The 26,073-nt window shown below is 73.2% G+C and carries 27 protein-coding genes; 11 read left to right on the top strand and 16 right to left on the bottom strand.

All coding sequences use genetic code 11. From position 1 onward, the window contains the following. The first annotated feature begins 128 nt into the window (after nucleotides 1-128). Both OG455_RS03790 and OG455_RS03785 read left to right on the top strand, forming a co-directional pair. The gene (locus tag OG455_RS03790) at nucleotides 129-830 is read left to right on the top strand and encodes a DedA family protein (RefSeq protein WP_266290167.1); all 702 of its coding nucleotides are present in this window, start codon (nucleotides 129-131) and stop codon (nucleotides 828-830) included. A 139-nt stretch (nucleotides 831-969) separates the two neighbouring features. Beyond that, entirely contained in the window at nucleotides 970-1,638 is a 669-nt protein-coding gene (locus OG455_RS03785) for an O-methyltransferase (protein WP_266290165.1), read from the top strand. Nucleotides 1,639-1,777: 139 nt separating this feature from the next. Here OG455_RS03785 and OG455_RS03780 read toward each other — a convergent pair whose 3' ends face one another. Then, the gene (locus OG455_RS03780; protein WP_266290163.1) at nucleotides 1,778-2,665 is read right to left on the bottom strand and encodes an SDR family NAD(P)-dependent oxidoreductase; all 888 of its coding nucleotides are present in this window, start codon (nucleotides 2,663-2,665) and stop codon (nucleotides 1,778-1,780) included. A 144-nt stretch (nucleotides 2,666-2,809) separates the two neighbouring features. Here OG455_RS03780 and OG455_RS03775 point away from each other — a divergent pair, with 144 nt between their 5' ends. Continuing rightward, on the top strand, nucleotides 2,810-3,244 hold the full coding sequence (locus tag OG455_RS03775; protein WP_266290161.1) for a MarR family winged helix-turn-helix transcriptional regulator: 435 nt from the start codon (nucleotides 2,810-2,812) through the stop codon (nucleotides 3,242-3,244). Nucleotides 3,245-3,284: 40 nt separating this feature from the next. Then, a complete protein-coding gene (locus tag OG455_RS03770; protein WP_266290159.1) occupies nucleotides 3,285-3,725 on the top strand; it encodes a DUF3574 domain-containing protein in 441 nt (146 codons plus the stop codon). A gap of 88 nt (nucleotides 3,726-3,813) precedes the next feature. Here OG455_RS03770 and OG455_RS03765 read toward each other — a convergent pair whose 3' ends face one another. From OG455_RS03765 to OG455_RS03735, 7 genes are all read right to left on the bottom strand, one after another. Next, on the bottom strand, nucleotides 3,814-4,125 hold the full coding sequence (locus tag OG455_RS03765; protein ID WP_266290157.1) for a hypothetical protein: 312 nt from the start codon (nucleotides 4,123-4,125) through the stop codon (nucleotides 3,814-3,816). A gap of 90 nt (nucleotides 4,126-4,215) precedes the next feature. Then, on the bottom strand, nucleotides 4,216-5,640 hold the full coding sequence (locus OG455_RS03760) for a family 2B encapsulin nanocompartment shell protein (RefSeq protein ID WP_266290155.1): 1,425 nt from the start codon (nucleotides 5,638-5,640) through the stop codon (nucleotides 4,216-4,218). A 379-nt stretch (nucleotides 5,641-6,019) separates the two neighbouring features. Next, nucleotides 6,020-7,012 carry an aldo/keto reductase gene (locus OG455_RS03755; protein ID WP_266290153.1) on the bottom strand — a complete coding sequence of 331 codons (993 nt, stop codon included), beginning with the start codon at nucleotides 7,010-7,012 and terminating at the stop codon, nucleotides 6,020-6,022. A gap of 279 nt (nucleotides 7,013-7,291) precedes the next feature. Beyond that, nucleotides 7,292-8,383 (bottom strand): hypothetical protein, encoded by a 1,092-nt coding sequence (locus OG455_RS03750; protein ID WP_266290151.1) that lies wholly within the window; start codon nucleotides 8,381-8,383, stop codon nucleotides 7,292-7,294. A 227-nt stretch (nucleotides 8,384-8,610) separates the two neighbouring features. Then, the gene (locus OG455_RS03745; protein WP_266290149.1) at nucleotides 8,611-9,345 is read right to left on the bottom strand and encodes a hypothetical protein; all 735 of its coding nucleotides are present in this window, start codon (nucleotides 9,343-9,345) and stop codon (nucleotides 8,611-8,613) included. Beyond that, complete coding sequence (locus OG455_RS03740; RefSeq protein ID WP_266290144.1) at nucleotides 9,342-9,500, bottom strand: hypothetical protein; 159 nt, start codon at nucleotides 9,498-9,500, stop codon at nucleotides 9,342-9,344. Before OG455_RS03740 ends, OG455_RS03745 begins: the two co-directional genes overlap by 4 nt. Nucleotides 9,501-10,247: 747 nt before the next feature. Further along, nucleotides 10,248-10,895, bottom strand: a complete 648-nt coding sequence (locus OG455_RS03735; RefSeq protein ID WP_266290142.1) for a TetR family transcriptional regulator — start codon at nucleotides 10,893-10,895, stop codon at nucleotides 10,248-10,250. 398 nt (nucleotides 10,896-11,293) lie between these two features. Between OG455_RS03735 and OG455_RS03730 the strand changes: the two genes are divergently transcribed. From OG455_RS03730 to OG455_RS03720, 3 genes are all read left to right on the top strand, one after another. Continuing rightward, complete coding sequence (locus OG455_RS03730; RefSeq protein ID WP_266290140.1) at nucleotides 11,294-12,448, top strand: inorganic phosphate transporter; 1,155 nt, start codon at nucleotides 11,294-11,296, stop codon at nucleotides 12,446-12,448. Beyond that, nucleotides 12,445-12,810: a hypothetical protein gene (locus OG455_RS03725; protein ID WP_266290138.1), complete on the top strand. Its 366-nt coding sequence runs from the start codon at nucleotides 12,445-12,447 to the stop codon at nucleotides 12,808-12,810. Before OG455_RS03730 ends, OG455_RS03725 begins: the two co-directional genes overlap by 4 nt. 102 nt (nucleotides 12,811-12,912) lie before the next feature. Beyond that, nucleotides 12,913-13,263: a hypothetical protein gene (locus OG455_RS03720; RefSeq protein ID WP_266290136.1), complete on the top strand. Its 351-nt coding sequence runs from the start codon at nucleotides 12,913-12,915 to the stop codon at nucleotides 13,261-13,263. Nucleotides 13,264-13,448: 185 nt separating this feature from the next. Here OG455_RS03720 and OG455_RS03715 read toward each other — a convergent pair whose 3' ends face one another. Continuing rightward, the gene (locus OG455_RS03715) at nucleotides 13,449-13,868 is read right to left on the bottom strand and encodes an ATP-binding protein (protein ID WP_266290134.1); all 420 of its coding nucleotides are present in this window, start codon (nucleotides 13,866-13,868) and stop codon (nucleotides 13,449-13,451) included. Nucleotides 13,869-14,089: 221 nt separating this feature from the next. On the opposite strand from OG455_RS03715, the gene OG455_RS42005 reads away from it, so the two are divergent. The 4 genes from OG455_RS42005 (at nucleotide 14,090) to OG455_RS03700 (ending at nucleotide 16,428) form a co-directional block, all read left to right on the top strand. Beyond that, a complete protein-coding gene (locus tag OG455_RS42005) occupies nucleotides 14,090-14,476 on the top strand; it encodes an STAS domain-containing protein (RefSeq protein WP_323185408.1) in 387 nt (128 codons plus the stop codon). Between the two features lie 100 nt (nucleotides 14,477-14,576). After that, complete coding sequence (locus tag OG455_RS03710) at nucleotides 14,577-15,173, top strand: PP2C family protein-serine/threonine phosphatase (protein ID WP_266290132.1); 597 nt, start codon at nucleotides 14,577-14,579, stop codon at nucleotides 15,171-15,173. Nucleotides 15,174-15,487: 314 nt separating this feature from the next. Beyond that, nucleotides 15,488-15,862, top strand: coding sequence for an STAS domain-containing protein (locus OG455_RS03705; protein ID WP_266290130.1), 375 nt, complete (start codon nucleotides 15,488-15,490; stop codon nucleotides 15,860-15,862). A gap of 95 nt (nucleotides 15,863-15,957) precedes the next feature. Next, nucleotides 15,958-16,428 carry an ATP-binding protein gene (locus OG455_RS03700; RefSeq protein ID WP_266290128.1) on the top strand — a complete coding sequence of 157 codons (471 nt, stop codon included), beginning with the start codon at nucleotides 15,958-15,960 and terminating at the stop codon, nucleotides 16,426-16,428. Nucleotides 16,429-16,579: 151 nt separating this feature from the next. Here OG455_RS03700 and OG455_RS03695 read toward each other — a convergent pair whose 3' ends face one another. The 7 genes from OG455_RS03695 to OG455_RS03665 all read right to left on the bottom strand — a co-directional run bounded on the left by OG455_RS03695 (nucleotide 16,580) and on the right by OG455_RS03665 (nucleotide 25,907). After that, a complete protein-coding gene (locus tag OG455_RS03695) occupies nucleotides 16,580-17,014 on the bottom strand; it encodes an ATP-binding protein (RefSeq protein WP_266290126.1) in 435 nt (144 codons plus the stop codon). 146 nt (nucleotides 17,015-17,160) lie between these two features. Then, nucleotides 17,161-18,675 carry an MFS transporter gene (locus tag OG455_RS03690; RefSeq protein ID WP_266290124.1) on the bottom strand — a complete coding sequence of 505 codons (1,515 nt, stop codon included), beginning with the start codon at nucleotides 18,673-18,675 and terminating at the stop codon, nucleotides 17,161-17,163. Beyond that, a complete protein-coding gene (locus OG455_RS03685) occupies nucleotides 18,672-19,271 on the bottom strand; it encodes a hypothetical protein (RefSeq protein WP_266290119.1) in 600 nt (199 codons plus the stop codon). The genes OG455_RS03690 and OG455_RS03685 overlap by 4 nt, the downstream gene beginning before the upstream one ends. Nucleotides 19,272-19,380: 109 nt before the next feature. Then, nucleotides 19,381-22,143: a LuxR C-terminal-related transcriptional regulator gene (locus tag OG455_RS03680; protein WP_266290117.1), complete on the bottom strand. Its 2,763-nt coding sequence runs from the start codon at nucleotides 22,141-22,143 to the stop codon at nucleotides 19,381-19,383. Nucleotides 22,144-22,268: 125 nt separating this feature from the next. Beyond that, the gene (locus OG455_RS03675) at nucleotides 22,269-22,931 is read right to left on the bottom strand and encodes a PRC-barrel domain-containing protein (RefSeq protein ID WP_266290112.1); all 663 of its coding nucleotides are present in this window, start codon (nucleotides 22,929-22,931) and stop codon (nucleotides 22,269-22,271) included. Nucleotides 22,932-23,025: 94 nt separating this feature from the next. Further along, nucleotides 23,026-24,231 (bottom strand): PP2C family protein-serine/threonine phosphatase, encoded by a 1,206-nt coding sequence (locus OG455_RS03670; RefSeq protein WP_266290109.1) that lies wholly within the window; start codon nucleotides 24,229-24,231, stop codon nucleotides 23,026-23,028. Further along, the gene (locus OG455_RS03665; protein WP_266290107.1) at nucleotides 24,228-25,907 is read right to left on the bottom strand and encodes an ATP-binding protein; all 1,680 of its coding nucleotides are present in this window, start codon (nucleotides 25,905-25,907) and stop codon (nucleotides 24,228-24,230) included. Before OG455_RS03665 ends, OG455_RS03670 begins: the two co-directional genes overlap by 4 nt. Nucleotides 25,908-26,073: the final 166 nt, after the last annotated feature.

The following is a 26,073-nucleotide window of genomic DNA, read 5'->3' as shown; positions in this document are numbered from 1 at the left end:
GGCCGGCGCTGCGCCAGGGCCTCCGCCGGGTCCGAGGGAACTTAAAGGGACGGTAAAGCGTTCGGGCTTTCAGTGGCAGACTAGGCTGCCGTCGCTACCGACCGACCCGCGTTCTGGAGGAACCGGCCTTGCACATCGACGTGTGGATGCAGAGTGTGCCGCCGAACGCGGTCTATGCCCTGGTCGCCCTGATCATCGGCATCGAGAGCCTCGGCATCCCGCTGCCCGGCGAGCTCGCGCTCGTCGGCGCCGGCATGCTGGCCGCCAAGGGGACGGTCAACCCGGAGCTGGTCGCGGCCTGCGCGGTGGCCGGTGCGGTGATCGGCGACTCGATCGGCTACGCGATCGGGCGCAAGGGCGGCAAGCCGCTCTTCGACAAGCTCGGGCGGAAGTTCCCGCGCCACTTCGGGCCGGACCACCTGGCCACCGCCGAGCGCTCGTTCCACAAGTGGGGCATGTGGGCGGTCTTCTTCGGCCGCTTCATCGCGCTGCTGCGGATCTTCGCCGGCCCGCTGGCCGGTGCGCTGCGGATGCCGTACTGGAAGTTCCTGATCGCCAACGTGCTCGGCGGGATCTGCTGGGCCGGCGGCACCACGATGGCGGTCTACTACGTGGGCAAGGCGGTGGAGCAGTACATGGCGAACTTCTCCTACATCGCCCTGGTGCTGGCGGTGGTGGCCGGGGCCGTCTCGGGCCTGGTGGTCAAGCGCCGGGCGGCGCGTGCCCACGCCGCTCACGAGGCCGAGGACCAGGCCGCCGAGCCGGTCGGGTCCACCCCGTCCGGCCGGTCCGCCGAGCCGCTGGACTCGCAGGTGGCCGCGGGGGAGTGAGCGGTTCGCCCCGCCACCCCGCCACCCCGACTCCGGCCGATGCCCCGCCACTGGTGTCCTGCCACCGGTGGCCCGGCGCCGCACGTAAGATCGTCGCCGGTACGTCCGGTGGGCGCGGGTGAGAGTGCGGAGAGAACCGATGGCAGATCAGCAGTGGGGCGTGGTCGACCAGTACCTCAACGAGGCGCTGGTCGGGGAGGACGCGGCGCTGACCGCCGCGCTGGCGACCAGCGCGAAGGCCGGCCTGCCGCAGATCGCCGTCTCGCCCACCCAGGGCAAGCTGCTCCACCTGCTGGCCCTGACGGTGGGGGCCAAGCGGATCCTGGAGGTCGGCTCGCTCGGCGGATACAGCGCGATCTGGCTGGGCCGGGCGCTGCCCGCCGGCGGGCGGTTGGTCTCGCTGGAGCTCTCCCCGGCACACGCCGCCGTCGCCCGGGCCAACCTGCACGAGGCGGGGCTGGAGAAGGTGGCCGAGGTGCGTACCGGCCGGGCCGCCGACAGCCTGGCGGAGCTGGTGGACGACGGCGCCGAGCCGTTCGACCTGGTCTTCATCGACGCGGACAAGCCCAGCAACCCCGAATACCTCGAATGGGCGCTGCGGCTGACCCGCCCCGGCTCGCTGATCATCGTGGACAACGTGGTGCGCGGTGGCGCGGTCGCTGACGCCGACAGCACCGACCCGTCGGTCGTCGGGATCCGCAGGATGCACGAGCTGATCGCCGCTGAGCCCCGGGTGGAGGCGACGGCGGTGCAGACCGTCGGCAGCAAGGGGTACGACGGGTTCACGCTGATCCGCGTGATGAGCTGATCGGCGGCGACCGGTGCGAGGGCCGGGCCCTCGGCGCGTGCTTCGGTTCTGGCGGCGCCGGGGGTCTTGACGTTCTGCGGGTCGCCGTTCCGGGATCAGCCGTGCCGGGGTCGGCGGCTCCGGGATCGGTCGTTCGCTGTCAGCGGCTGCGGGGCCGGTCGATCGGGGCGCTGAACGGTGCGGTGAGGCGCTCGGTCAGTTCGGCCAGGCGCGCGCGGGCCTCGGGGTCGTAGGCCTGTTCGTGGGCGCGGGTGTCGGTGAACTGGTCGAAGTAGCGGCCGGTGACGCCCGCCAGCTCCGGGTCCGCGATCAGCCGGACGGTCGGGCGAACCCCCTCCTCCACCCCGACCCGCGGGGTCAGGCCGTAGGCGCGGACGCCCTCGGTGTCCATCAGGTGCGCCGGGTGCAGGGTGTTGACCGTGACCTGCTGTGCGGGGAGGGCGGCCGCCAGGTCGAAGGTCGACATGATCAGGGCGAGCTTGCTGCGGCAGTACGCCTCCAGACCCTCGTAGTCCTGCTCCAGCATCGGGTCGGTGAAGTCGATCGCCGCTTGCCCGATCGAGGCGATGTTGACCACCCGGGCGGCGGCGGCGCCGGCCTCGGCCCGGCCTCGCACGAGCAGCGGCAGCAGCAGCTGGGTCAGCAGGTGCGGCGCCAGGTGGTTGACGGTGAGTCGGAGCTCGTGACCCTGCGCCCCGGTCTCGCGGACGGTGGGCTGGGTCCCGCCACCGGCCACGGCGTTGTTGACCAGGACGTCCAGACGCGGTTCGGCCGCCGAGAGGCGGACGGCCAGCGCCCGCACCTGGTCGAGGTCGGCCAGGTCGGCCAGGTAGCCGCGGGCCTGCGGAGCGCCGGCCTCGCGTACGTCCGCGAGGACCGAGTCGAGCCGGGCGGCGTCGCGTCCGTGCAGCAGCAGGGTGGCACCTCGGCGGGCGAGTTCGAGGGCGAGGCCGCGGCCGAGGCCCTGGGTGGCGCCGGTGATGAGGACGGTGCGGTCTCGGAGGGTGGGGGGAGTCAGGGCATCCATGAGCTGATTTATATCAATGTATTGATACTATGCCAAGGCTTGTCATGTGATCGATGCTTGATCATCGATCGAGCATTGAGGAACATCAGGCATCTGGGCGTTGCCACAGCGCTGACCTATGTTCGAGTCTGTAGGATCCCGCTCATGGGTATGCCTCCCGAGGAGCGGCTCGGTCTGGACCTCAAGCGCACCGAGCAGGCGGTGATGGCCGCCAAGGCCGCCGCGCTGAGCGGTTCGGGGCTGAGCGTGCCGCAGTACGCGGCGCTCGCCGTGCTCGCCGAGAATCCGGGGATCTCCGGTGCGGCGCTGGCCCGCGCCTGCCTGGTCACGCCGCAGGCGATGGCGGCACTGCTGAAGAACCTCCAGGAGATCGGCCTGATCGAGCGTTCACCCCACCCCTGGCACCAGAAGATGCTGGAGACCCGCCTCACCGCGGAGGGCCAGGAGTCCGTGCGGATCGCCGAGACCCGGGCCGTCGCCTTCGAGCGGCGCCTCGCGGGCGAGTTCACCCCTGCCGAGCGGGAGACCCTGCGCGCGCTGCTGGCCCGCTGCGTCGAGGCGGCCACGCGCAAGCCCTGACCAGGCGTGACCTCGGGCGCCCGGTCGCGTTGGACCGGCTGTGGACACCAAGAACCGGATCTGGCTGTTCGGCGGCCTGGCCCTGCTGGCGGGCGGCGCGCTGCTCGGGTCGGAGTCGGCCGCCATCGGACTGCCCCGTGCTCCGCACGACGCCTACACCCGCACCGAGTTGTACTTCGGCACCCAGCGCCCGGACGGTGGGTCGGCGATCAGCGAGCAGGAGTTCCAGGACTTCCTGGACCAGCGGGTGACCCCGATGTTCCCGGACGGTGTCACCGTGCAGGAGGGGCGCGGCCAGTACCGCGACAGCGCGGGGGTGATCCAGAAGGAGCGGTCCTACCAGGTGATCGTGTTCTATCCACGCGTCATGACCGCGGCGGCGGACAGCAGGATCGAGAGCATCCGCCGCCAGTACGACCTGGCCTTCCAGCAGGAGTCGGTCGGCAGGGTCGATGAACCGGTGCGGGCCTCGTTCAGCTGACGGCGAGGACGGCTGAACGAGGCCCGGCGGCCGGGCCGACCCTGAGACGGGCCGCTCGGGGTGGGCGCCCCGGTCTGTCCGGCCCGGGTCAGCGCACCGGAGGAGCGGGTTGCCCAGGGACGGCGGACAGCCCGAAGCCGGTGGTGCCCAGACCGGTCGGGCCGCTGGGGATCCGTCCGCCCGATGCCCGGGCCGACGCCGTCCCAACCGCGCGGGCGGCCCCGTTCGCGGCGCGGGTCGCCACCGCTTCGGCGGCCGCGGGCCGCCGGTCGGTCGAGCGCTCCTGCACCGCCCGGTCGATCCCGGGTCGGGCGGGCAGCCGGGCCGCTGCCGTGCCGAGCCCCGTCGGCCCGGCGTTGAAGCGGCTCCGGGAGGGTGGGGTCGGCTCTGCTGATGTCATGTCAGTTCTCCTTCCGTGGTCCGTGGTCCGTGCTGGAGCGGTGGAGCGGTGGAGGGGGTGCCGGCGGGGACGTCCTCTTGTGGGATCCCGTCAGTCACGAGGGCGCGACACCTCGACGTTCTCCAGCACGCCGAGCGCGTCGGGCACCAGGATGGCGGCGGAGTAGTAGGTGCTGACCAGGTAGGAGATCACGGCCTTCTCGTTGATGCCCATGAACCGGACGTTCAGCCCGGGCTCGTACTCGTCCGGGATGCCCGTCTGGTGCAGGCCGACCACGCCCTGGTTGGACTCGCCGGCCCGCATCGCGATGATCGAGGAGGTGTGCCCGTCGGCCACCGGGATCTTGCCGCAGGGGAAGATCGGCACGCCGCGCCAGGCCGGGATGTGGTGGCCGCCGACATCGACCGAACCGAAGTAGATGCCGCGCTTGCTGCACTCGCGCCCGAAGGCGGCGATGGCGCGCGGGTGGGCGAAGAGGTGGGAGGTCTCGCGCCGCAGGCTGAGCAGCTCGTCCAGGTCGTCGGGGGTGGGCGGGCCGGAGTGGGTCTGGATCCGCTGCTCGTAGTCGGCGTTGGCGAGCAGGCCGAACTCCGGGTTGTTGACCACCTCGAACTCCTGGCGCTCGCGCAGCGCCTCGACGGTCAGCTTCAGCTGCTGCTCGATCTGGTTCATCGGGTCGTTGAAGAGGTCGGCGACCCGGCTGTGCACCCGCAGCACGGTCTGCGCCACGCTCAGCTCGTACTCGCGCGGGGCCAGCTCGTAGTCCACGAAGGTGCTCGGCAGCTCCGGCTCGCCGTCGTGCCCCGCGGCCAGCTCGATGTCGGCCTCGCCGTGCTGGTTCTGCGCCTGGCCCGCCCCGGTCAGGTACTGGTTGATCTGCTCGCGCAGCTCCGCGGAGCGGTCGGCCAGCTCCTGGAACGCGCCCCAGGGGAGGGTGAGCACGGTGCCGGAGGTGGCCGCCTTGATGGTGTACTCCCACAGGGCGTCCGACTGGCGGACCGCCTCGTCCCCCAGGTGGTCGCCGTCGGCGAGGTTGCCGAGCACGGCGGCCTCGCCGTACTTGCCGGTGCCGATCTTGTCGATCTTGCCGTGGGCGATCAGGTAGATCTCGTCGACCGGCTGGCCGGCCTCGACCAGCACCTCGCCGGCGGCGACCTCGCGCTGGGCGAAGCGGCCGGCCAGCTCGCCCAGCAGCGCCTCGTCCGCCACTCCGCGCAGCACCGGGATCTCGCGCAGCGACGGCGGGACGACCCGCACCTCGGTTCCGGTCTTCACGAAGCTCACCCGGCCGCGGCCGACCGTGTAGCTCAGGCGGCGGTTCACCCGGTAGGTGCCGCCGGAGACCTGCACCCAGGGCAGGGCACGCAGCAGCCAGCGCGAGCTGATCCCCTGCATCTGGGGCTGGGACTTGGTGGTGGTGGCGAGGTTGCGCGCCGCCACCGTGCTCAGGCTGAGCTGAGCGCGCACCTGGACGTTCTGCGGTTCGGTCGGTGCCGGCCCGGTCTCGATCGACATCGGCTATCTCCATTCGTCACGGTCGCCGGCAGCCGGGCGAGATCCGCTGCCGCGAGGGATCCGTTGCGTACTCAGATTCCACCGCACGGCCGACGTTCAGGAGTGGGAGATCAGCAAAATCACCGGCTTTTCCGGGAAGCACTCCTCCCGGCCCGCGCCCCCGCGGGGCAGCCGGTGCTCGACGGGGCGTGTGAACTGCGGAAATGCGCCGTTTGAGGCGAACGCATCAGCCTTTATCGACTAACAGTTCGAATATGCCGCCGAGTGGGTTCAGTGGGTGGCTCCGGGCAGCGTTTCTCCTATTGGGAACCATAAGTAGGATTGTCGCATTAATGATCCGCTGGACCTTGTGCAATTAGTGGATTCCGGCTCTGCGGACCTATGCCTGACCGGCCTCGTCCAACTGCCGGCGCTGCTCCTCGGTCAGCTCCAGCTCGACCGCCGCCAGGCTCTCGTCCAACTGCGCCACCGAGGAGGCGCCGACCAGGGGGATCACCGGGACCTGGCCGCCGATCAGCCAGGCCAGCACCACCTGGCCGGCGCTCGCACCGGTCTCCTTGGCCACCGCGTGCAGCGCGGCGAGTCGGGCCGCGGTGCCCGGGTGCTCGAACTCCGGGCCGAGCGGGCGGTCCGGTCGGACGTAGGAGCCGGCGAGCAGCGGCGAGTAGGCGACCAGCGCGAGGCCCGGCTCGGCGCGCAGGTAGCTCAGCACCTCGCCGCTCGCCACTCCGATGCTGCCGTCCGCCGAGCGCAGGGTCGGGAGGTCGGTGCGTCGGCGCAGGTAGGTGTGGTGGTACTGGAGCACCTCGTACCCGGGCAGCCCGGCCGCCGCCGCCAGGGCCCGGGCGCGCTCCACCCGCCAGGTCCAGTGGTTGCTCACCCCGAGCAGGCCCACGCTCCCCTCCGCCACCAGCTCGGCGAAGGCGGCCACCGTCTCGGCGGGGGCCACCCGCTCGTCCTCGATGTGCGCGTACAGCAGGTCGAGCTTCTCGACGCCGAGCCGCTCCCGGCTCGCGGCGGCGGAGTCGCGGATCACCTGGGCGGAGAGACCCTCGACGCCCTTGGTGAAGTCGGTGGCGGGAGTCAGTGGGCGGGCGCCCAGCTTGGTGGCGATGACCACCTCGTCGGTGATCCCGCGGCTGCGCCGCCAGCGCCCGAGTAGCGACTCGCTCTCGCCGCCCTGGGTTCCACTCACCCAGAAGGCGTAGTTGTTCGACGTGTCGATGAAGGTGCCGCCCGCGGCGACGTACCGGTCCAGGACGGCGAACGAGGTCTTCTCGTCGGTCCTGCTGCCGAAGTTCATCGCGCCCAGGCTGAGCACGCTCACCTCCCGGCGGGTCGCTGGGTCCTGGCCGATGGTGCGGTACTTCACGGGGGCTCCTCGTGCTCGCTCATCCGGCGGCTGCCGTAGCGCCGGTGCAGGTGAGGAGTCTGCATGCTGGAGTGCGCTCCATGTCAACGCGCGCTGGGGCGTCAACGGTCGAACCGGTGTCAAGGGATGAACCGGTGTCAATAGTCGAACCAGTGCCAAGGGATGAACCGGTGTCAGTGGTCGAACCGGTGTCAGTGGCTGAACCAGAGCCAGTGGCTGAACCAGAGCCAGCGGTCGAACCGGTGTCGATCATCGAACGGGTGGCGATGCTCCGACCGGTCACGGCACCAGCCCCGGCCTGCGGTCGGCCGGTCGGCGCGGCGGGATCGGGGTGGCCGGGAAGTCGCGCGGGCCCGTCCACAGTGCGGGCACCGCGTCCGAGCGTCGGGCCAGTTCGTAGGCGATGGCCTCGTAGTTGACCCGCCAGCCGTTGAAGTGCGGCCAGGCCAGTATCGTCGGGCGCTCGGTGGCGAAGCCGGCCGCGGTGATCATGGTGACCGCCGCGTCGAACTCGGCGTAGCTGATCCGGATCGGGCTGTTCGGCTCCGGATCGGCTTCGTAGTCGATCCGGACCACCCGGGCGATGTCGCGCAGCGCGGTGAAACCGGCGCGCAGTACCAGCCGGGCCTCCGGCGGTGCGTTGCGCGGGCTGACGGCGAGTTGGATCGCGGCGGCGTCCATCACGGCGATCAGGGCGACGATCCAGCTGCGGTGCGGCTGTGGCGAGCGGAAGGAGAGCAGCACCGGGTAGTTGGAGTGGCTCTCGCCCAGTTCGGCGGCCAGCCGCTCCCAGTCGCGGTAGAGCTGCGGCAGCGCCGTCTCGGTGTCCACCAGGGACTGCCGCGCCAGCAGCTCGGGCCCCCAGGCCGGTTCGCCCGCCCGGGACTGCAGCAGGGTGACCTCGACCTCCCGGCGGTTGTACGAGCCGTACAGCGTGGGCAGGTAGGCGATCTGCAGGGCGATCATCACCGGGCCGGTCGCCGCGGCCAGGAAGTCCAGCGCCGAGAGCCGCAGCCGCTCGCCGCTCGCGAACCCGAGGGTGAAGAGGCTGGACCCGGCCTCGCGCAGCGAGACGCCCCAGGAGAGTCCCGAGCTCGCGTACATCAGCAGCGTGAAGGACCCCAGCAGGGCGCAGAGCCAGCAGAACAGCATGCCGACCAGGATCAGCGGCGCCAGCCAGGCCTGGGCCCGGTCGTGCGCGCGGTAGTTGCCGAAGGGCGCCGCGCAGAGGTGCAGCAGGGCACGCAGTGAGCGCCACAGCCGCGTCACCAGCGAGGAGTAGAGCCCGCGGGGCACCACCAGGGTGCGCAGGATGCTGGCGAGCGTGAGTGCGAGCAGCAGGACGCCGACCAGCGCCGAGATCAACCTCATGGCGGACATTGTCGATCATCCGACCGCGGGCTTGTCGGACCGGCTCGGTCGTTCTGGCCCGGCAGGGGCCTGGATGGCCGGATTCGAGGGCGGCTCAAGGCCGGACGTGGGGCCCGCTCGCCGGCCGACCCGCCCGCCGGACCTGGGCCCGCCTGCCGCCCGTCCGCCGGCCGGACGTGGGGCCGGCCGGCCCGCTGTCGAGCCGGCTGGCGGGCGGACCGGGTGGCTCAGCCGGCTTGCTCGGAGAGCTGGCTGAAGCGCTGCAGACTCTGCTGGTAGGCGACGGGCGTGACGTGCATCGGGCCGATGTACGGGTGCGTCATGTGCAGCACCAGGTAGACGCCGAAGCCCACCACCGAGCCGACCAGGCCCAGCGCGATCGCCTCCCGGCGGTGGAAGGTGAGCCCGGCGATCGGCGCGTAGAGCAGCACCAGCAGTCCGGTGCCGATCAGTGCGGGGTAGAGGGGGGAGGGCAGCGACAGCGAGGTGTCCGCGAGCCGGATCTGCCGCTTGGTGTAGATGTCGTCCAGGTCGCTCAGCTCGGCGGTCCGCTGCGGCGAGTTGGCCTCGGCCTCGACGTGCTGCCGCGCGGCGTCCAGGCCGGCCCAGGTGCCGGGATCGGCGCTGCCGTGGGTCATCGCCGCGAAGTCCGGGCCGATCACGTCGGTGACGTAGGTGCGCAGCAGTGGCCGGGTGCTGGCGTCCGCGTCGGTGTAGGCGGCGTTGAGCGAGCGGGCCTCGTCCCAGGTGTGGCCGCGCGCGGTGTTCAGGTTTGACCAGGAGCCGGCGATCAGGAAGGCGGCCACCAGGATGAAGGAGGAGAGCGAGGCCGAGCCGAGGAAGCTGAGCGCGCCACCGGAGAAGGTGCCCTCGCGCGAGCGGGTGGTACGGCCGAGGGCGGCGAGGATGCCCACGGCGATGGCGGCGCCGAGGACCACGGCGATGACGATTCCCAGGCTCAACGACGTCTCCCGATGGTGTGGTTGATGAAGCCGACCGCCGCGGCGAGGACGGCGGGAACGGTGATGGCGACGAAGACGAACGCGCTCTGCGCGTCGCCAGGCAGCGCGAGGCTCTCGTCCGGAGGCCGGGTCGGCACGGCGGTGACCGCGTGCACCTGGCCCGGGGGTGGCGGTGCGGGCAGCGCGGGGGTCGGGCGCGGCTGCCGCGGGGCCGCTGGGGGTGGCGCGTGGGTGACGGGCGCGACCGCCTTCGGGACGACTGCCTTCGGGGCGGGCGGTTTGGGGGCGGGCGGTTTGGGTGGGGGCGGGGCGGCCTGGTGCGGGGGCGGGGGCGGGGGCGGCGGAGGTGGTGGGGGCGGCGGTGGGGTGGGGTGTGGTGGGGGCGCCGGGGGTGGGGGCGGTGTCGGCGGTGAAGGCGGGGTGGGTGGTGGTGGCGGTGGCGGTGGACAGGGAGGAGGCGGCGGGGGCGGGGGAGGAGGCGTTGGCGGACACGGTGGGGGTGGCGGGCAGGGGTGCGGCGGGCACGGGGGATGGGGAGGGTGCGGCGGGTGCGGCGGCTCATGGTGCGGTGGTGGGGAGGGCGGCCCGGGATGGTCGTGCCCCGATCCGTGGTCCCCTGATCCGTGGTCCCCAGGCCCGTGGTCCCCGGGGTCGTGGTCCCCAGGCCCGTGGTCCCCGGGCGGGTGCGGTCCGGGTTCCGGCCGCCCCGGGGTGTGCTGATGGCCCGGCACCTGCTGCGGGCCGTCGTCGTCGCCTTGCATGCGCAGGACGATAATCAGCTGCCAACGTGCCGGTACATGGAATGGTGTCCCCGGCCGGGGAATTGACCCTTGCGGGGGTTCAATGCTCGCCAGCGCGTACGTGCGGCGAACTCATGTTCTGCGAGATGTCCGGCCGGCTGATCAGCCGGCCAGGTAGCGCCGGAGCAGTACCTTGCATTCGGCGATCAGCGTGGGATCGCCGTCCCGGTCGCTCCGGAAGGCGAGTTTGAGCACCGCGTCCGCGCACTCCAGGGCCACTCGTAGCGCCAGCGGGCCGGGGCGCACGCCATCGCCCGCCAGGTGCTCGAAGGTGAGTTGGTGCAGCAGCCGGGCCACCGCGCTGTTGTTGTCCAGCGTGCCGTCGAGCAGGTGCTCAACGTCCGCCAGTGCGGGCGGGGTCGGACCGGTGAGCCCGAAGTCGAGTGCTCCGAAGCCTGGCACCGCGCGCTTCATCGCGACGAACTCCTCGACCGCCAGATCCACGAAGCCGCCGATGTCCTGCGGGGATTCGGCCGCCAGCCGCCGGGTCAGCCGATCCAGGTAGCGCCGCAGGTTGCGGCGGGCGAGCGCGGCCAGCAGACTCTGCTTGCCGGTGAAGAACTGGTAGAGCGTGCCGATCGGCACCTGGGCCCGAGCGGCGATCTCCTTGGTGGTCAGCGCGTTCGTGCCCACCTCGTCGAGCAGTTCCGCGCAGGCGTCCAGGATCCGCTCCAGGCGCTCCTGGCTGCGCTGTTGCACCGGCTTGCGGCGAAGCTCGGGCTCCGCCGCCTCGACGCTCAGCTCGTTCATCCGCCGCCCAGCTCCCGTCGTCAACCGCGCGCGCCGACCGCGTGCACCCGCACCGGCTACCACTGTGCCGCATCGGGCGTCCGGCGCGCGAATCACTATCATGAGTCAACCTCATGTTCTCGCGGAACCAGGCCGGACGCCACCCCCGGCGCCCCTCTGCGCAACCCCGCCCCGCTGCTCGCGCCTGTCCGGCGAGGGCGGGCGCGTCGTTCGATGCCCGGATGTGGGCCCACCTGGACCAGGACGAGACGGCGCCGGCCCGAGGAGCTCGGCCCCGAGCAGCACGCGGGCGGCCCGGGGCCATGGTGTTGGTCCGATCGGATGGCGACTCCGGGCCGCCCGGCGTGCCGGGCTGTCGGGGGCCGTGCCCGCCGGAGCGGCGGGCTAGGTTCGAGCGTGTGACCGGTAATGACGCGGTCCTGGCGCTGGTCATCGTCACCGCGCTGGGCTTTGACTTCACCAACGGATTCCATGACACCGGCAACGCCATGGCCACCTCGATCGTCACCGGTGCCCTACGGCCGCGCCTGGCGGTCGGCATCTCGGCGGCGCTGAACCTGGCCGGGGCGTTCCTGTCGACGGCCGTCGCGGCGACCATCGCCAGTGGCCTGGTCAACAGTCACGACGTGACCCTGACGGTGGTCTTCGCCGGACTGACCGGCAGCATCCTGTGGAACCTGGCCACCTGGTTCCGTGGGATCCCCTCAAGTTCCTCGCACGCGCTGATCGGTGGCGTCGTGGGAGCGACGATGGCGGCGGCGGGTGGCTCGGCCGTCAACTGGCAGGGCCTGGTCTCCAAGGTGATCGTGCCCGCCGCGCTGTCGCCGTTCATCGCCGGCGCGGTCGCCGCCCTCGGCACCTACCTGGTCTACCGCCTCACCCGCGAGGTGCCCGAACGCCCGCGCGGGCACGGTTTCCGGCTCGGCCAGATCGGCTCGGCCTCCATGGTCTCGCTCGCCCACGGCACCAATGACGCGCAGAAGACCATGGGCGTCATCACTCTGGCGCTGATCGCCAACGGGACCCTGCACACCGGCGCGAAGGCGCCGACCTGGGTGATCGCCTCCTGTGCCATCGCGATCGCGCTGGGCACCTACTTCGGCGGCTGGCGGGTCATCAGGGCGCTGGGCAAGGGGCTGGTGGAGATCGAGTCGCCGCAGGGCATGGCCAGCGAGTCGGCCTCGGCGGCGGTGATCCTCGCCTCCACCGACTTCGGCTACTCGCTCTCCACCACCCATGTGGCCACCGGGTCGATCCTGGGCGCGGGGGTGGGCAAGAAGAGCGGCGTGGTGCGCTGGCACGTCGCCCGGCGGATGGTGGGAGCCTGGCTGCTCGCCCTGCCGGCCGCGGCCGTGGTCGGTGCGCTGGCCTACTGGACCGCCCACGGGATCGGCGGGACGCCGGGGGTGCTGGTTGTCTTCATCGTGCTGGTGCTGGCCTCGATCGTCTTCTTCGCCGCCTCCCGCCGCCCGGCGGTGACGCCGGAGAACGTCAACGCCACGTGGACCGATTCGCTCGCCCCGACGCCGGAGTCGAAGGAGGTTGCCTCGTGAACTCCTGGATCAATCTGAACGCGCTGTGGAAGATCGTCGTGGTCGGCCTGCTCGCCGGAGCCGGTCTGCCCGCGCTCTTCGCGATCGGCCTGCGCTTGCTCAGCCCGCCGCCCGCAGCCGGGCGGGGCACGGTGGACCGGGGCGGGGTCGATCGGGGCGCGGCCGAATGGGCTATCGGTGAGCGTGCTGCCGGTGAGCGTGCTGCCGGTGAGCGGGCTGATGGCGAGTGGACTGCCGGTGAGCCGGCCGCCGGTGAGCGGACCACCGCCGGGCCGGTCGGCTTCGCCCTGGCGGGTCTCTGCTTCGCGGTGGTGCTCGCGGCGACCGGCTGGGGGATCTCCGTCGTCGTCAACCACAGCTGACGGTCCGGCAGGCCCACCGGATCGGCGCACGCTGTCGCCCGGGCAGCCTTACTCGCGGCTTCACCATCCGTTCATATGAAGTTCGGCGCGTAGACTCTTCATATGGCTGACCATCACACACTGCTCGGCTCGATCGCCCACACGCTCCGCGAGGCGGGCCTCCCGCTCGCCGACCAGGGCGGCCGGGCCACGGCCGGGGCGGTGCTCTCCAGCCACGCCCACGGCGTGACCGTCTCCTGGCGGAGCGGCCCGCAGGGCGGCACGGTGGAGCCGGCGGGTGCGGGTGCGGGCGGCGGCGGTGCCGATGCCTCTGCCCGGGCTCGTGGAGCCGCCACCATCCACTCCCGGGATTTCCGGCTCACCCTCTGCCTCGCGGCGCTGCTGGCCGAGGCCGGCTACCAGAGCGAGCACGCGGGGGACCGGGTGCTGGTCAGCAACCCCGCCGGTCGCTGACGCCCCGCCCGCGCCCGCTGCTCGACCATGCGTCAGCAGGCGCAGGGGCCCGGCTGACGTGCGGTCAAGCACCGGGCGCCAGCAGTATTCGGCGGCAGTATGAGGTGTGCTCATGTTCCTCGGTCGCCGGAGCCGAGGCCGGAGCTGCGGCGCGGGCCGGCGCTGGGGGGTCAGGCCCGCGGGGATCAGGCCTGGGGGAAGGGCAGGACGGCGACGATGGTCTTCCCGTCCGCCCCGTGGCGGGCGATGTGGATGTCCTTGGTGAGGCTGGTGAGTACGTTCCAACCGAATCCGCCGCTGCCGGTGAGGAGGTCGCCGGGGCGGCGCCGGGGCAGCTCGGGGCCGGTGTCGCTGATCGCGATCACCAGGCTGGAGCCGTCGTACACCAGGCCCAGCGAGCAGGGCCCCGGCGCGTGGCGGACGGCGTTGGTGACCAGCTCGCTGACCAGCACCAAGACGTCGCTCGCCGCGGTGTGCTCGCTCTCCCGGAGGGGGATCTGCGCGAGGAACGCACGAGCGTGGTTCCGGGCGGTGGCGATCGACCCGGGCAGGCCGTCCAGGCAGAGGACGGTGTGGAGCGGGGACGGGTACTGGTGGAGATCCATGGCCGTCCGCGCCCCTTAGCGTCTGTTTTCCGTGGTCCGCTGCCCGGGCGCGGTGGGTGAAGGCGGGCGCGGGACTGCCAGGTATCTTAATCGGCGCCCTCGTGCGTTCGTCCTGCGACTTCCCCGGACGGGACGGCGGACACCTCGGCTCGGCTCCCGGTACGGCCAACTCCGGCGAGGTCGTCATGAGGGGCCGGACGCGGGCTTCGGCAAATTGAGGCATGACCACTGACGGCGGTCCCTTCGCGTCCTTGCCGGTCATCGCTGCGAGCGGTGAGCCGGACGCCGACACGCTGGGGCCGTTGACCGCCGAACTCGAAGCCGCCGCCGCGTCGCACCCCGTGGTGATCCTCGACGCCAGTGGCATCACGTTCGGTGACTCCGCGTTCCTGCGCACGGTCACAGCGTGGTCCAGGACTACGTCGCCGAAGCCCTCCGGAGGAGCCCGCCGCCCGGCGAGGGCCGGAGCCCGCCGCCCGGCGAGGACGAGGGTACCGGCCCGCGCGGCGCCCGCACACCGGGCAGAGGCACGGTGCTGGTGGCCGAGGACAACGCCGACCTGCGGACCTGTCTCGCGGCCCTGCTGGCCCCCGAGTACACCGTCCTGAGCGGCAGGTCGCCCTCGCTCTCCAGCGCGCCATCCTGGGCCCCGCCGACCTGCCCGGCGGCTTCGCCGTCCGCTACGAACCCGGCGGTTCCACCCTGGAGGTGGGAGGCGACTGGTACGACGTCGTCGAACTGCCCGGCCGCCGCTTCGGCGTGGTCGTCGGCGACGTGGTCGGACGCGGCCTGGACGCGGCCGCCACCATGGGCCAACTGCGCAGCGCGGCGCGGGCCCTGCTGCTGGAGAACAACGGCCCGGCCCGCGTCCTGGAGGCCCTGGACCGGTTCGCCGACCTCCTGCCCGGCGCGTTCTGCACCACCGTCTTCTGCGGAGTCATCGACCCCGCCACGCGGACCGTGCGCTACAGCAGCGCGGGCCACCTGCCGGCCCTTCTGGTCGAGCCCGGCGGCGTCGTGCACCGCCTGCAGGACGCCCAGAGCCCGCCGCTGGCCGTCAGCACGGGCAGCGAGCGGCCCGAGAGCACGGCGATCCTCGCCACCGGCGCCCGCCTGCTGCTCTACACCGATGGACTGGTCGAACGGCGCGACGAGATCATCGACTCCGGCATCGAACGAGCCCAGGCGGCGCTGGCCGCGGAACTCCCGACAGCCGAAGCCGTGGTCGACCACCTCTGCACCGTGCTGCTCGGCCAGGGCCGCCACGGGGACGACGTGGCCCTCCTCGTCTACCTGCAGTCCTGAGCCCGGTCGCCGTCGAGTGAGGAGCAGCGGGGCAGCGGGGGGTGAGGAGCAGTGGAGCAGTGAGGAGCAGTGGAGCAGTGAGGAGCAGTGGAGGTACGCCTCGGAGATGCCCGCCGTGGGCGAGCCCTGGGACCACACCGACGGCTGCCCCCGATCCGGGCGGCCAAGCCGCCCGGCCGGCAACCTTCACCGTTTCTTCGCATGTTTCCAGGTTTTCGGATCGTGCCGGGCGTCGACCGCGCAGGTCCCTGACCAGAGGGCCCACGGGCATGGCAGACTGGCGGCCGCGTCACCACCCAGTGCAGAGGAGTGTCATGCAGAGCAGTGCCGGCGAAGGGACCGGGACCCCAGCCGACCGATTGACCGTAGCTGTCCGGGTCCACGGCCGGAGCGTCGTCGTCTCGCCGGCCGGCGAGTTGGACCACGACAGCGTCGGCCTGCTCCACGAGCGGCTCGTCGACGCGCTGAGCCGGCCTGACAGCGACCGCTTGGTGGTGGACTGCCGCGACCTCTGGTTCTGCGACTCCACCGGGCTGAACACGCTGCTCGCCGCCCGGCGCGACGCCGAGCAGGCCGGCGCCGCGCTGGTGCTGGCAGGTCTGCAGCCCGCGGTGGCCCGGGTCTTCGAGATCACCGGCGCCGACACGGTCTTCGACATCCGCCCGGATCTGGACGCCGTCCTGCGGTAGACCCCCCGGTCGTGTGTCCTGTCCCGATCAGGGGGCAGAGGAGTGCACAGCTGTTGACCCGTTTCCCAGCATCCCGGCTGTCAGAGTGAGGAAAGATGAGCGCTAGCGATCCCCGGACGACAGGCCGGGCAGTGCTGCCCTCGCTCCCTCCGCACGGCCAGATCCGCCGGCTCGCCCTGACCGGGGCCGCCGGCACGGTGGGGCGCTGCCGCGACCACACCCGCCAGGCCCTGCACGACTGGGGCTGGCTGCCCACCGACGACCCGGACCAGCAGGCCCGCGCCGACGACGTACTGCTCGTCGTCTCCGAGCTGGTCACCAATGCCTCCCGGCACGCCCAGGGCCCTGACCAGCTGATCCTGAGCGCTACCGAGCGGATGCTGCGCGTCGACGTCCTCGACGGGCTCGCCGCACCCCCGCAGCCCCAGCTCCCGCACTCGCCGGGGCGCCTCGGCGGCCACGGCCTGCACACCGTCGCGCTGCTGACCAGCCGCTGGGGATCCACGCCGCGCGGTGACGCGCCGGGCAAGTCCGTCTGGGCCGAGTTCGACGTCCCCACGGCCTGACCCGTCCCGATCCGGCCTGACCTGTCCCGATCCGGCCTGACCTGTCCCGATCCGGCCTGACCCGTCCCGATCCGGCCTGACCCGTCCCGATCCGGCCTGGTCCGCCCCGATCCGGCCCCGTCGGGCGGCCCGACCGAAGCGATACCGCCGTTCAGCCGTTGGTACGGGCCTCGGCTTCGGGTTGCTCCGGGGCGAGGAAGCAGGCCGCGATGGTCTTGCCGTCCGCCTGCGGCCGGGTCCGCCAGCTGTCGGCGAGCGCGTCGATGATGGCCAGGCCCCGCCCGTCGGGCCGGCCCGCGTCCGGCGGCTTGGGGCGGGGCAGCGCGGAGGAGGAGTCATGGACGTAGACGTGCAGGTGGCGCCGGTCCCGGAGCAGGACGAGCTGGGCGCTGCTGTGCGCGTGGACGTGGGCGTTGGTGATCAGTTCCGACACCGTCAGCAGCACGTCGTCCACGGTGTCGGGCGCCGCGGAGGCCCACCCCAGGGCGTCCAGGTGTTCGCGCGCCCACTGCCGGCCCGCCCGCACACCGCCGCTCACCGGGAAGGACCGGGCCCATCCCGTGGCTCTGATCGATGTCTCACCCATCACGTGCCTCCCTCTCCGTGGTCGGCGTCCGCCTACCCCGGTTCGCGCCGGGCACCGTTCAGAGCCGCGGTCCGTCGGACGGGGCGGCGGGGTTCCACTCGATTCCGCCCGCTGTCGCCCGCACGGGGCCGGCTGCCGGGTGGGATTCACCCGTCCGCCGCCGGGTGCCGGGCCGGTGCCGCAGCCCGTCCGCGCGGGAGCAGCAGCCAGGCGGCGGCGAGCCCGAGCCCGAAGACCGCCGCGGCCACCGCGAACCCCGCCGTCATCGCCTCCGCGGTGTCGTGGACCCGGGCGGCGGGCGGCACGAGGTGGAGGCGGGCCGTGACGACGGCCCCGACCACCGCGACGCCCAGCGTCCCGCCGAGCTGGCGCACGGTCTGCACGATGCCCGACGCCTGCGGCCGGTCCGCCTGCGACACCCGGCTCAGCGCGTCGGTGTTGATCGGGGACATCACCAGGCCCAGGCCGAGCCCGACCAGCGCCATGCCCGGCACCTTGGAGACGTACTCGATGTGCGGCAGCATCGAGGTCCACTGCGCCGCCCCGACGGTGGCCAGGGTGAGGCCGGTGAGGAGCGGCGGCCTCACTCCGGAGCGGTCGTACCAGCGACCGGCGATCTGGGCGCCGAGCATCAGCGGCAGGATCATGGCCAGCGCGCACAGGCCGGCCTTCACCGGGCTGTAGCCCAGCAGGTTCTGCGAGTAGAGCGCGGAGAACAGCACCATGGCCAGCATGCTGAACTGGGTGGTGAACAGCACCAGGACGTCCCCGAGGAAGCCCCGGAGCCGGAACAGCCGGACCTGCACCAGCGGATCGGCGGCGCGCAGCTGGGTGAGCACGAAGGTCACTGTCAGCGCGAGGCCGACGCCCAGGCACACCAGGGTCTTCGGGGAGCCCCAGCCCCACGGGCCGGACTGCTGGAGCGCGTACACGGTGCCGCCGATCCCGCCCATGAGCAGCAGGGTGTGGACCGGTGAGATCGTCAGCCCCGGCTGCGCCGGGTTGGCGGGGCGGGCGCGCCGGACGAGGAGGAGGGCGACGATGCCGACCGGCACGTTGATCCAGAAGACCGCGCGCCAGCTGACCCACTCGGTGAGCGTTCCGCCGAGCAGCGGTCCCAGGGCCAGGAAGATCTGACTGATCCCGACGTAGACGCCCATGGCGCGGCCGCGGATCGCGAGCGGGAAGGCCGCCATCACGATGCTCGCGCTCACCGGCATCATCAGTGCCGCGCCGCAGCCCTGCGCCACCCGGGCGGCGATCAGCCACCCCTGGCCCAGCGACCCGGTCGGGGCCAGGCCGCACAGGGCCGAGGCGATGAAGAAGAGGCCCACGCCCACCCGGAAGGTGGTGACCGGGCCGAGCTTGCTGCCCAGTTTGCCGCCGAGGGCGACGGTGGCGGCCATGGCCAGGACGTAGGCGTTGACGACCCACTGCTGACCGCTCGCCGACAGGGCGAGCTGGCGGCTCATGGTGGGGAGGGCGACCGAGACGACGGTCTGGTCGAGCATGATCATGGACAGGCCGCCGGTCATCGCGACCAGGGTGGTCCAGGCTCCCCGAGGCACTCGGGTGGCCTCCGGAGCCGTGGTCCCGATCGTCGCGGTGGTCGTCGCGGCGCCGGTGGTCGCGGCGCCGGTGGTCCTCCTGGTCTCGCTCATGCCCGACCACCGGCCGTGGCGCCGACCCCCGCGTCGGTGGCGATCTGCTGGCTGCGCTTGAGGCCGCCGAGGATCAGCAGCACCGGGATGACCCAGTTGAGCAGCAGGTTGCCGGTGTCGCCGTGGCCGGAGGCCTGCAGGGCACCGGCGCTGAGGTGGCACAGGGCCATCACGAGGATGACTGCCGACCAGAGCAGCGAGATCCGCCGGTTGAGCGCGCGGAAGACGGGGCTCGCCCAGTAGCGCCGGTCCACGCCGGCACGGGCGTACTGCTCGGTGAACGGCACGGTGAACGCCGACACCAGCATGACGGCCGCGAGCACCAGCGCCGAACCGCCGCGGCCGTAGTCGACCAGCAGCGTCCGGACCTGGTGGCCGCTCGCGAAGCCGACGGCGGCCAGGGCGCCGAAGGTGAGCACCCCGGCGGCGTCGATCAGCTTGAGTCCGCCGTGCAGGGTGCCCCGGACGGTCAGCACCAGCGAGCCCAGGCAGGCGGCCAGCGCCGCGAGACCGACCGCTCCCGCGCCGATGTGCTCGGCGATCATCGAGAACAGGACCCAAGGGGCCAGTCCTAGCAGCATATTCGTCGGTTTCATGGCGTCTCTCCGCAGTCGCCGGATGGGATGCCTCCACCCTGCTGGCACCGCGGCCGCCGAACATCCGTCGGATGACAGAGGAAACCGTGCCAGCCGTCAGCCCGCTCCGTCAGCCCGCTCCGGCACCCTTCGCGGCAACCGCCGCGGCGCGGGCCGCGCCGGCCGCCGCCAGCTCGACGCGGCTGCTCAGCCCGAGCTTGGCCAGCACGTGCGAGACGTGCGTCTGCACCGTCCGCGGTGAGACGTGCAGCCGGCGGGCGACCTCGGGCCCGGGGAGCCCCGACGCGACGAGCTCGGCGACCAGCGTCTCCGTCGGGGTGAGCGCGTCCCAGCCGCGGGTGGGGCGGCGGCGCCCGGCGGTGGCGCCCAACCGTACGCCGAGCGAGCGCAGCCGGCCCGCCACGCGTACCGCCACTGTCACCGCGCCGGTCTCCTCCGCCAGTTCGAGGGCCCGCCGGGCGTACCGCCGGGCCGCCTCCTTGTCGCCCTGCCCCGCCGAGGCGACGGCTGCCTCCTCCCAGGCGGAGGTCTCCACCAGCGCGTCCCCGACCCGGGCCGCGTGGGCCGCCGCGGTGGCCGCCCGGTCGGCGAGGCCGTGGTCGGCGGGCCCGGTGAGGGCCTCGGCCAGCCGGACGGAGGCGATCGCGGCGGGGCTCAGCGGGCGCGGGAGCAGGGCGAGGTCCCGCGCGATCATCACCCGCAACCGGTCGTCGGCGGCCCGCAGCGCGACGCGGCCGAGATCCGGTGCCACGGCGGCCAGCCAGGTGTGGCAGTGCTGCGCGCGGGCCGTCGCCCACACGTCGCGGGCGAGCCGGGCCGCCTCCACGTGCCGCCGCCGTGCCTCCAGCAGCGCGACCCGCGCGCGGGCCGGCTGCGGGATGCCGAACTGCAGGACGCGCGGCTCGGCGTCCCACTCCCGCAGCCGGCGGTCCGCGGCGTCCAGGTCGCCGCGCAGCACGTCGACCATCGTGCGGGCCCCGACCGCCAGCGAGGTCCAGGCGAACTCACCCGGCTCCACGAGCTCCAGCGCCGCGTCGAACGCCGCCGCGGCGTCGGCCAGCCGCCCGGCCACCAGGTCGATCGAGGCGCCGATGAGCTGGTGGGAGGGCACCTGCCAGGAGGCCCCGCGGTCCTCGCGCAGCCCCTCCACCTCGCGCAGGGCCGCCGTGGCCGAGGCGGGGCCGCCGAGCGAGAGCTCGATGAACGGCGGCCAGATGTCGCCCGAGAGGCCCTCGTACGGGTCGACGTCGCGCGACATGTGCTGCCGGGAGGCCTCCCAGGCCAGCTCGATCGCCACCTGGGGGTGACCGGTCAGGCAAGCGCGGACGGCCTCGCAGACCAGCCCGGTGAGGGTGAGGGTGCGGGGGTCGGCCACCGGGGGCCCGAGCGGGAGCGGTGCCAGCCCGGCGAGCTGGGCGGCCTGCTGCCGGTGGTCGGTGAGGATGTCGCGGACCCGTGCGGGGACCGGCCCGGCCAGCGTCTCGTCGATCAGCCGCAGCGCAGCGGGGACCTCGCCGCGTAGCGTCAGCGCGAAGATCAGCACCCGGCTCAGCTCGACCCGGTCACTCGGCCCGGTGGCCGACGCCAGCGCGCCGCGGGCGCTCTCCTCCGCGCGGCGCAGCTGCCCGGAGCGGGCCAGCGCGCGAGCCCGTCCGACGGCCAGTTCGGTGGCCGCCGAGCCCGCCGTCGAACTGTTCGCCGCGGCGGCGGCGCGGGCCAGCAGGTCGGCCTCCACCGCGGGGGCGTGCACCAGGTCGGGACCGGCCGCCCGGACGGCCCTCAGCACCTCGTCGAGCGGGGCGCCCGAGGCGATCACGTGGTGGGCCCGGTCGGCCGCGTCGGCGTGCTCGGCCGCGGCGGCGTGCAGCACGCGGCGCAGCGGGGCCGGGATCCCGTGGTGCACGACCTCGCGATAGCTGTCGTGCGCGAAGGCCAGCCGCTCGCCCGCTCCGAAGGTCACCACGCCCCGGTCGAGCAGCGCCTGCACCGGTTCCACCAGTGCGACCGGCTCCAGTCCGCTCACGGCGGCGAGATGCCGCAGGGTCGTCGGCGCGCCCATCACCGACAGCGCCCTGACGACCTCCCTGGCCGGGCCCTGCAGTCCGGCCAGCTCGGACTCGATGACCTCCTCCAGGCTGCGGCCCCCGGCGGCCCCCTGGCCGACCCGCCACCCGGGCAGCAGTTCGAGCCGGCCGTGCTCGGTGAGCGCGCCGGAGCGTCGCAGGTCGTCGATGACCGTGATCGCGTACAGCGCGTTGCCGGGGTGGCGCAGCAGCAGCGAGCGCAGGGCGGACCCGGGCCATCGGCCGGTGTACTCGTGCACCAGCGCGTCGAGGTCGATCTCGTCCAGCGCGGGCAGGGTGATCTCGCCGGTGTCGGGCCGGCGCAGCAGCCGCAGCAGGTGCTCGCGCTCCGGCAGCGGCCGACGGGCCATCAGCAGGGCCAGCGGCAGGTCGCGGGCGGCCGCCGCCACCAGGTTCAGCACGGCCAGCGAGGCGGCGTCGGCCTGATGGGCGTCGTCGACGGCGAGCACCAGCGGGCCACCCGCACAGAGCTCGTCGAGCCGTGCCAGCAGCCGCTGCTCGGCGTCCGCGGGCAGCGGCCGCCCCAGCTCCACGCCGAGCAGCCCCGCGGCCAGCGCGTACGGGTGCCGAACCGCCGCCTCGTCGGCCGCGGCCCACCGGAGCGGCACGGACAAGCCCGACACCGCGGCCCGCAGCGCATGGCTCTTGCCGGCCCCCGCCTCACCGGTGAGAACGAACGCCGTGGCCGCGCCGGTGGCGTGCGCCGACCCGTCGAGCGCGGCCGCCAGGCCCCTCGCGAGCACCGTGTCGACGTCGCGACGGCTCCTGGTCGGCGGCATCCTGCTCATCCTCAAAGCCTAGAGCCGCTCGGGCCGCCTTTCGCGACCGGTGGGGGCGGGCGGGAGGCGCGGATGTGCGCGGCCCGGTCGGTTGGTTGCCACCGACCGGGCCGCGCACATCCGCGCCGCGGGCCCTACCGGAGGGCGTGGACGTCCACCGAGGGCAGCTCGGCCAGCTCCGCCTTGCTGAGCCGCACGGTGACGCTCCCCGCGCTCCAGCTCACCTCGCCGATCGGGATGGCGACGGTCTTCCTGCCCCACAGGTGGCCCTCCTTGAGGAGCACGTGGGTCACGCCGTGGTCCTGCGGATCGACCACCAGGCCCTGGACCCGGCCGATCTCGCCGTCGGTGGCCTCGACCCGGTCGCCGTGGCGGATCTGGACCTGGTCGCCGGGCACCCGCTCGTGCACGACGGTGGACGGCTCCAGCTGGACGGGCTCCGGCCCGGGGATCATGCCGACGCCGCCCACGCCCATGCCGTAGACGGGCAGGGTGACCAGTTGCTCCGGCTGGTAGCCGAGCTGGTCCGAGGAGCCCGGGAGGTACTCCGTCTCCTCGGCCGGCTCCAACTGCCGCACCGCCGCGCTGTCGCAGCGCAGCCTGATGTGCTCGGCGTCGGTGGCCTGCCCGTCGACCAGGTCGACGGGCACCAGTCGGTCCTCGTCGTGGTGCCCGCCGACCACGAGGTGGGTGACCCGCAGGGCCAGCGGGTCGATCACCACGCGCTTCAGCTCGCCGTAGGTGTCGTCCTGGCTGTGGACCTCGGCGCCTATCGCGTACGGCACGGTCGTCGTCATGTCGTCCTCCCAATCGCTCCGCCGGGTCGCATCCATGAGATCCGGGCGACGCTCGTCTGCCCGCGACGCGCGGTCCGACACCTGCGAGGTCGGCTCAGGGGGCCGGGCGGCCCGCGCCGTCCCAGGCGAGGTGGAGGATGGCCAGGTCGTCGGCGTGCCGGCCCGCGTTGAGCCGTTGCGCGGCGCTGATCAGCCGGTCGAGGAAGGGCGCGGTGTCATGGTCCGGGGTCCGGGCGATCAGGTCGAGCAGGCCCTCGGTGCCCAGCCGCTCGGCACCGGGCCCCCGGTGGCCCTCGATCAGGCCGTCGGTGTAGAGCATCAGCGATCCGGTGGCCGGCAGCGGCACGGTGCTGGCCTGCCAGTGGCGCAGCCCGGGCGCGATGCCCAGGGCGATGCCGTGCGCGGCCTCGGCGGGCGCGGTGCGCCCGGCGGTGAGCAGCGGCTCGTGGTGCCCGGCCAGGTGGACGGTCGCGCGGGCGGCCGCCAGGTCGAGGTCGAGCAGGGTGCAGGTGGCGAACATGTCGGAGCGGGTGCGCTCGGCGACGAGCACCTGCTCCAGCAGGTCGAGCAGTTCGGTGCCGCGGTGGCCGGCCAGCACCAGGGCGCGCCAGGTGATCCGCAGGCACACGCCGAGGGCGGCCTCGTCCGGCCCGTGGCCGCTGACGTCGCCGATCACGGCGTGCACGACACCGTCCGCGGTCTGCACCGCGTCCAGGAAGTCCCCGCCCAGCTGGGCCCGTTCACGGCCGGGCAGGTAGCGGGTGGTCACCGTGACCGCGCTGTCGCGCAGCAGCGGGGTGGGCAGCAGGCCGCGCTCCAGACGGGCGTTCTCCTGCGCCCGGATGCGGTTCTCGCGCAGTTCGGCACCGGCCTGTTCGGCCTGCTTGCGGTGCACCGCGTAGCGCAGCACGCGCTGCAGCAGGGCGCCGTCGACCTGGCCCTTGATCAGGTAGTCCTGGGCGCCGACGGAGACCGCCTCGACGCCCGCCCGGGTGTCGCCCAGCCCGGTCAGCACGATCACCGCCCCCTGCGGGCAGGCCTGCTGGACGGCTGTCAGGACGGCGAGGCCGGTGGCGTCGGGCAGGTGCAGGTCCACCACGACGCAGTCGGCCGGCCGCCGGGTCAGCTCGGCGACGGCCTCGGCCAGGGTCTGCTGCCACTGCAGGGTGTGCTGGAGCCCGGTGTCCCGCAGGAGTTCCTCGAAGAGCAGGGCGTCACCGGCGTCGTCCTCCAGCAGGAGGATCCGGTACGGCCCGTCCAGCGTCGGGCCGGCCTGCGGGAGCCGGAGGGAGGAGGTCATGGCCGCCCGGCTCCGTCCAGCTCCGCCGCCCGCCCGCCGTCGGTGGCCGCCTTCGCCGGTCCGCCGGGTTCGGCGGGCAGGGTGAACGTGATCCGGGTGCCGGGGGAGTGGGCGAGGTCGACGCCGATGGTGCCGCCGTGGAAGTCGACGATCTTCTTGCACATGGCCAGGCCGATCCCGTTGCCGGGGTAGGCGATCCGGGTGTGCAGGCGCTGGAAGATGACGAAGACCTTGTCCGCGAACTCCGGCTCGATGCCGATCCCGTTGTCGCGCACGGCGAGCTGCCAATGGTCGCCGGCCAGCACCGCCTCCAGGTGGATCCGCGGTGCCCGCTCCGGACTGCGGAACTTGATGGCGTTGCTGAGCAGGTTCTGCAGCAGCACGCTCAACTGGGTGGCGTCGCCGCGGATCTCGGGGAGCGGGTCGTGGCTGATCTCGGCGCCGCTCTCCTCGATCGCCATGCTCAGCGCGTCGACCGTGTCGGCGAAGACGCCTTCCAGGGCGACGGGCTGGTGGTCGGCGTGCAGGCGGCCGACCCGGGAGAACGCGAGCAGGTCGTTGATCAGGGTCTGCATCCGGTTGGCGCCGTCGACCGCGAAGGCGATGTACTGGTCGGCCCGGTCGTCCAGTTGTCCGGCGTAGCGGCGCTGCAGCAGCTGGCAGAAGCTGGCCACCTTGCGCAGCGGTTCCTGGAGGTCGTGCGAGGCCACGTAGGCGAACTGCTCCAACTCGGTGTTGGAGCGGCGCAGATCGGCGGCCTGCTCGTCCAGGGTGCGGCGGGCCTGGTCGCTGAAGGACAGCTCCTCGGCCAGCCGTCGGCGCATGGCTTCGATGGTCCGGGCGAGTTGGCGCAGGTCGGCCGGCCCTGTGGGGTTGATCGGGTGCTCGAAGGAGCCCCGGGTCACCAGCTCGGCGTCGGCTGCCAGCAGCTCCAGCGGCTTGGTGACACCGCGTCGGAGCCCTTCGAAGACCAGGATGGCGAGCGTCAGGAGGACGGCGCCGATCAGCGAGAAGATCAGGTCGCGCAGCTCCCGGGCGGACTGCAGGTCGGTGCGGGCGGCGGCGCGCTCGGCCTGCAGGTGCTGCTGCTGGGCGGCGGTGGCGGTCCGTACCGCGTCGAAGAGCTGCTTTCCCTCGTCGGCCAGCGCGGTGGCGGCGGGGTTCGCGGCGCCGGCCGGGGCGGCGGCCAGCGGCCGGGCGATCCGGGCCTGCCAGTCCTCGGCGCGCCGCAGCACGAGGGCCAGGTCGGCGCGGTCCGTGCTGTCCTCGGCGACCAGCGGAGTGAGGGTGTCCAGCGACTGCTGCTGCTCGGTGAGTCCCGCCTGGTACGGATCGAGGAACTCGGTGCGGCCGGTGAGGCCGTAACCGCGTATCCCGGTCTCCTGGTCGACCAGGCCGGCCTCCAGCCGGACGGCCGCGACCAGCGCTGGTGAGCTGCGGTCCACCAGCTTGTCGGTGACCTCGCTGGAGTGGGCGAAGTCCCAGCTGACCAGGAGGCCCAGCAGGACCAGTACCGCCAGTGAGGCCGTGACACCGCCGCGCAGCCACTGGCGGGTCGTCCAGCGCGCGGCGCGGCCGGGGCCGGCCGGCCCAGGGGCGTCGGCCGGCGGGGCGTCCGGGGCGTCCGGGGTGTCCGGGGCGCGGTGGCCGGTCCCCGGCGGGGTCTGTCCTACCATGCTGCGTTTCCTTCCCGCCGCGCCGATGGGCGCGGGCGGCTCTTGCGCGGTGAACGCGCGCTCCCCGGGCCGGGCAGACGTACCTTACAGGCATGGTGACAACCCTGGTTGTCGCCAGGGTGCGGAAGGGCGGTAGGGTGATCGCATGCCGCCTCCCGCGGCCTCG

Source organism: Kitasatospora sp. NBC_01287 (genome assembly GCF_026340565.1).
Classification (GTDB): Bacteria; Actinomycetota; Actinomycetes; order Streptomycetales; family Streptomycetaceae; genus Kitasatospora.
This window is presented reverse-complemented; position numbering and strand designations above follow the sequence as displayed.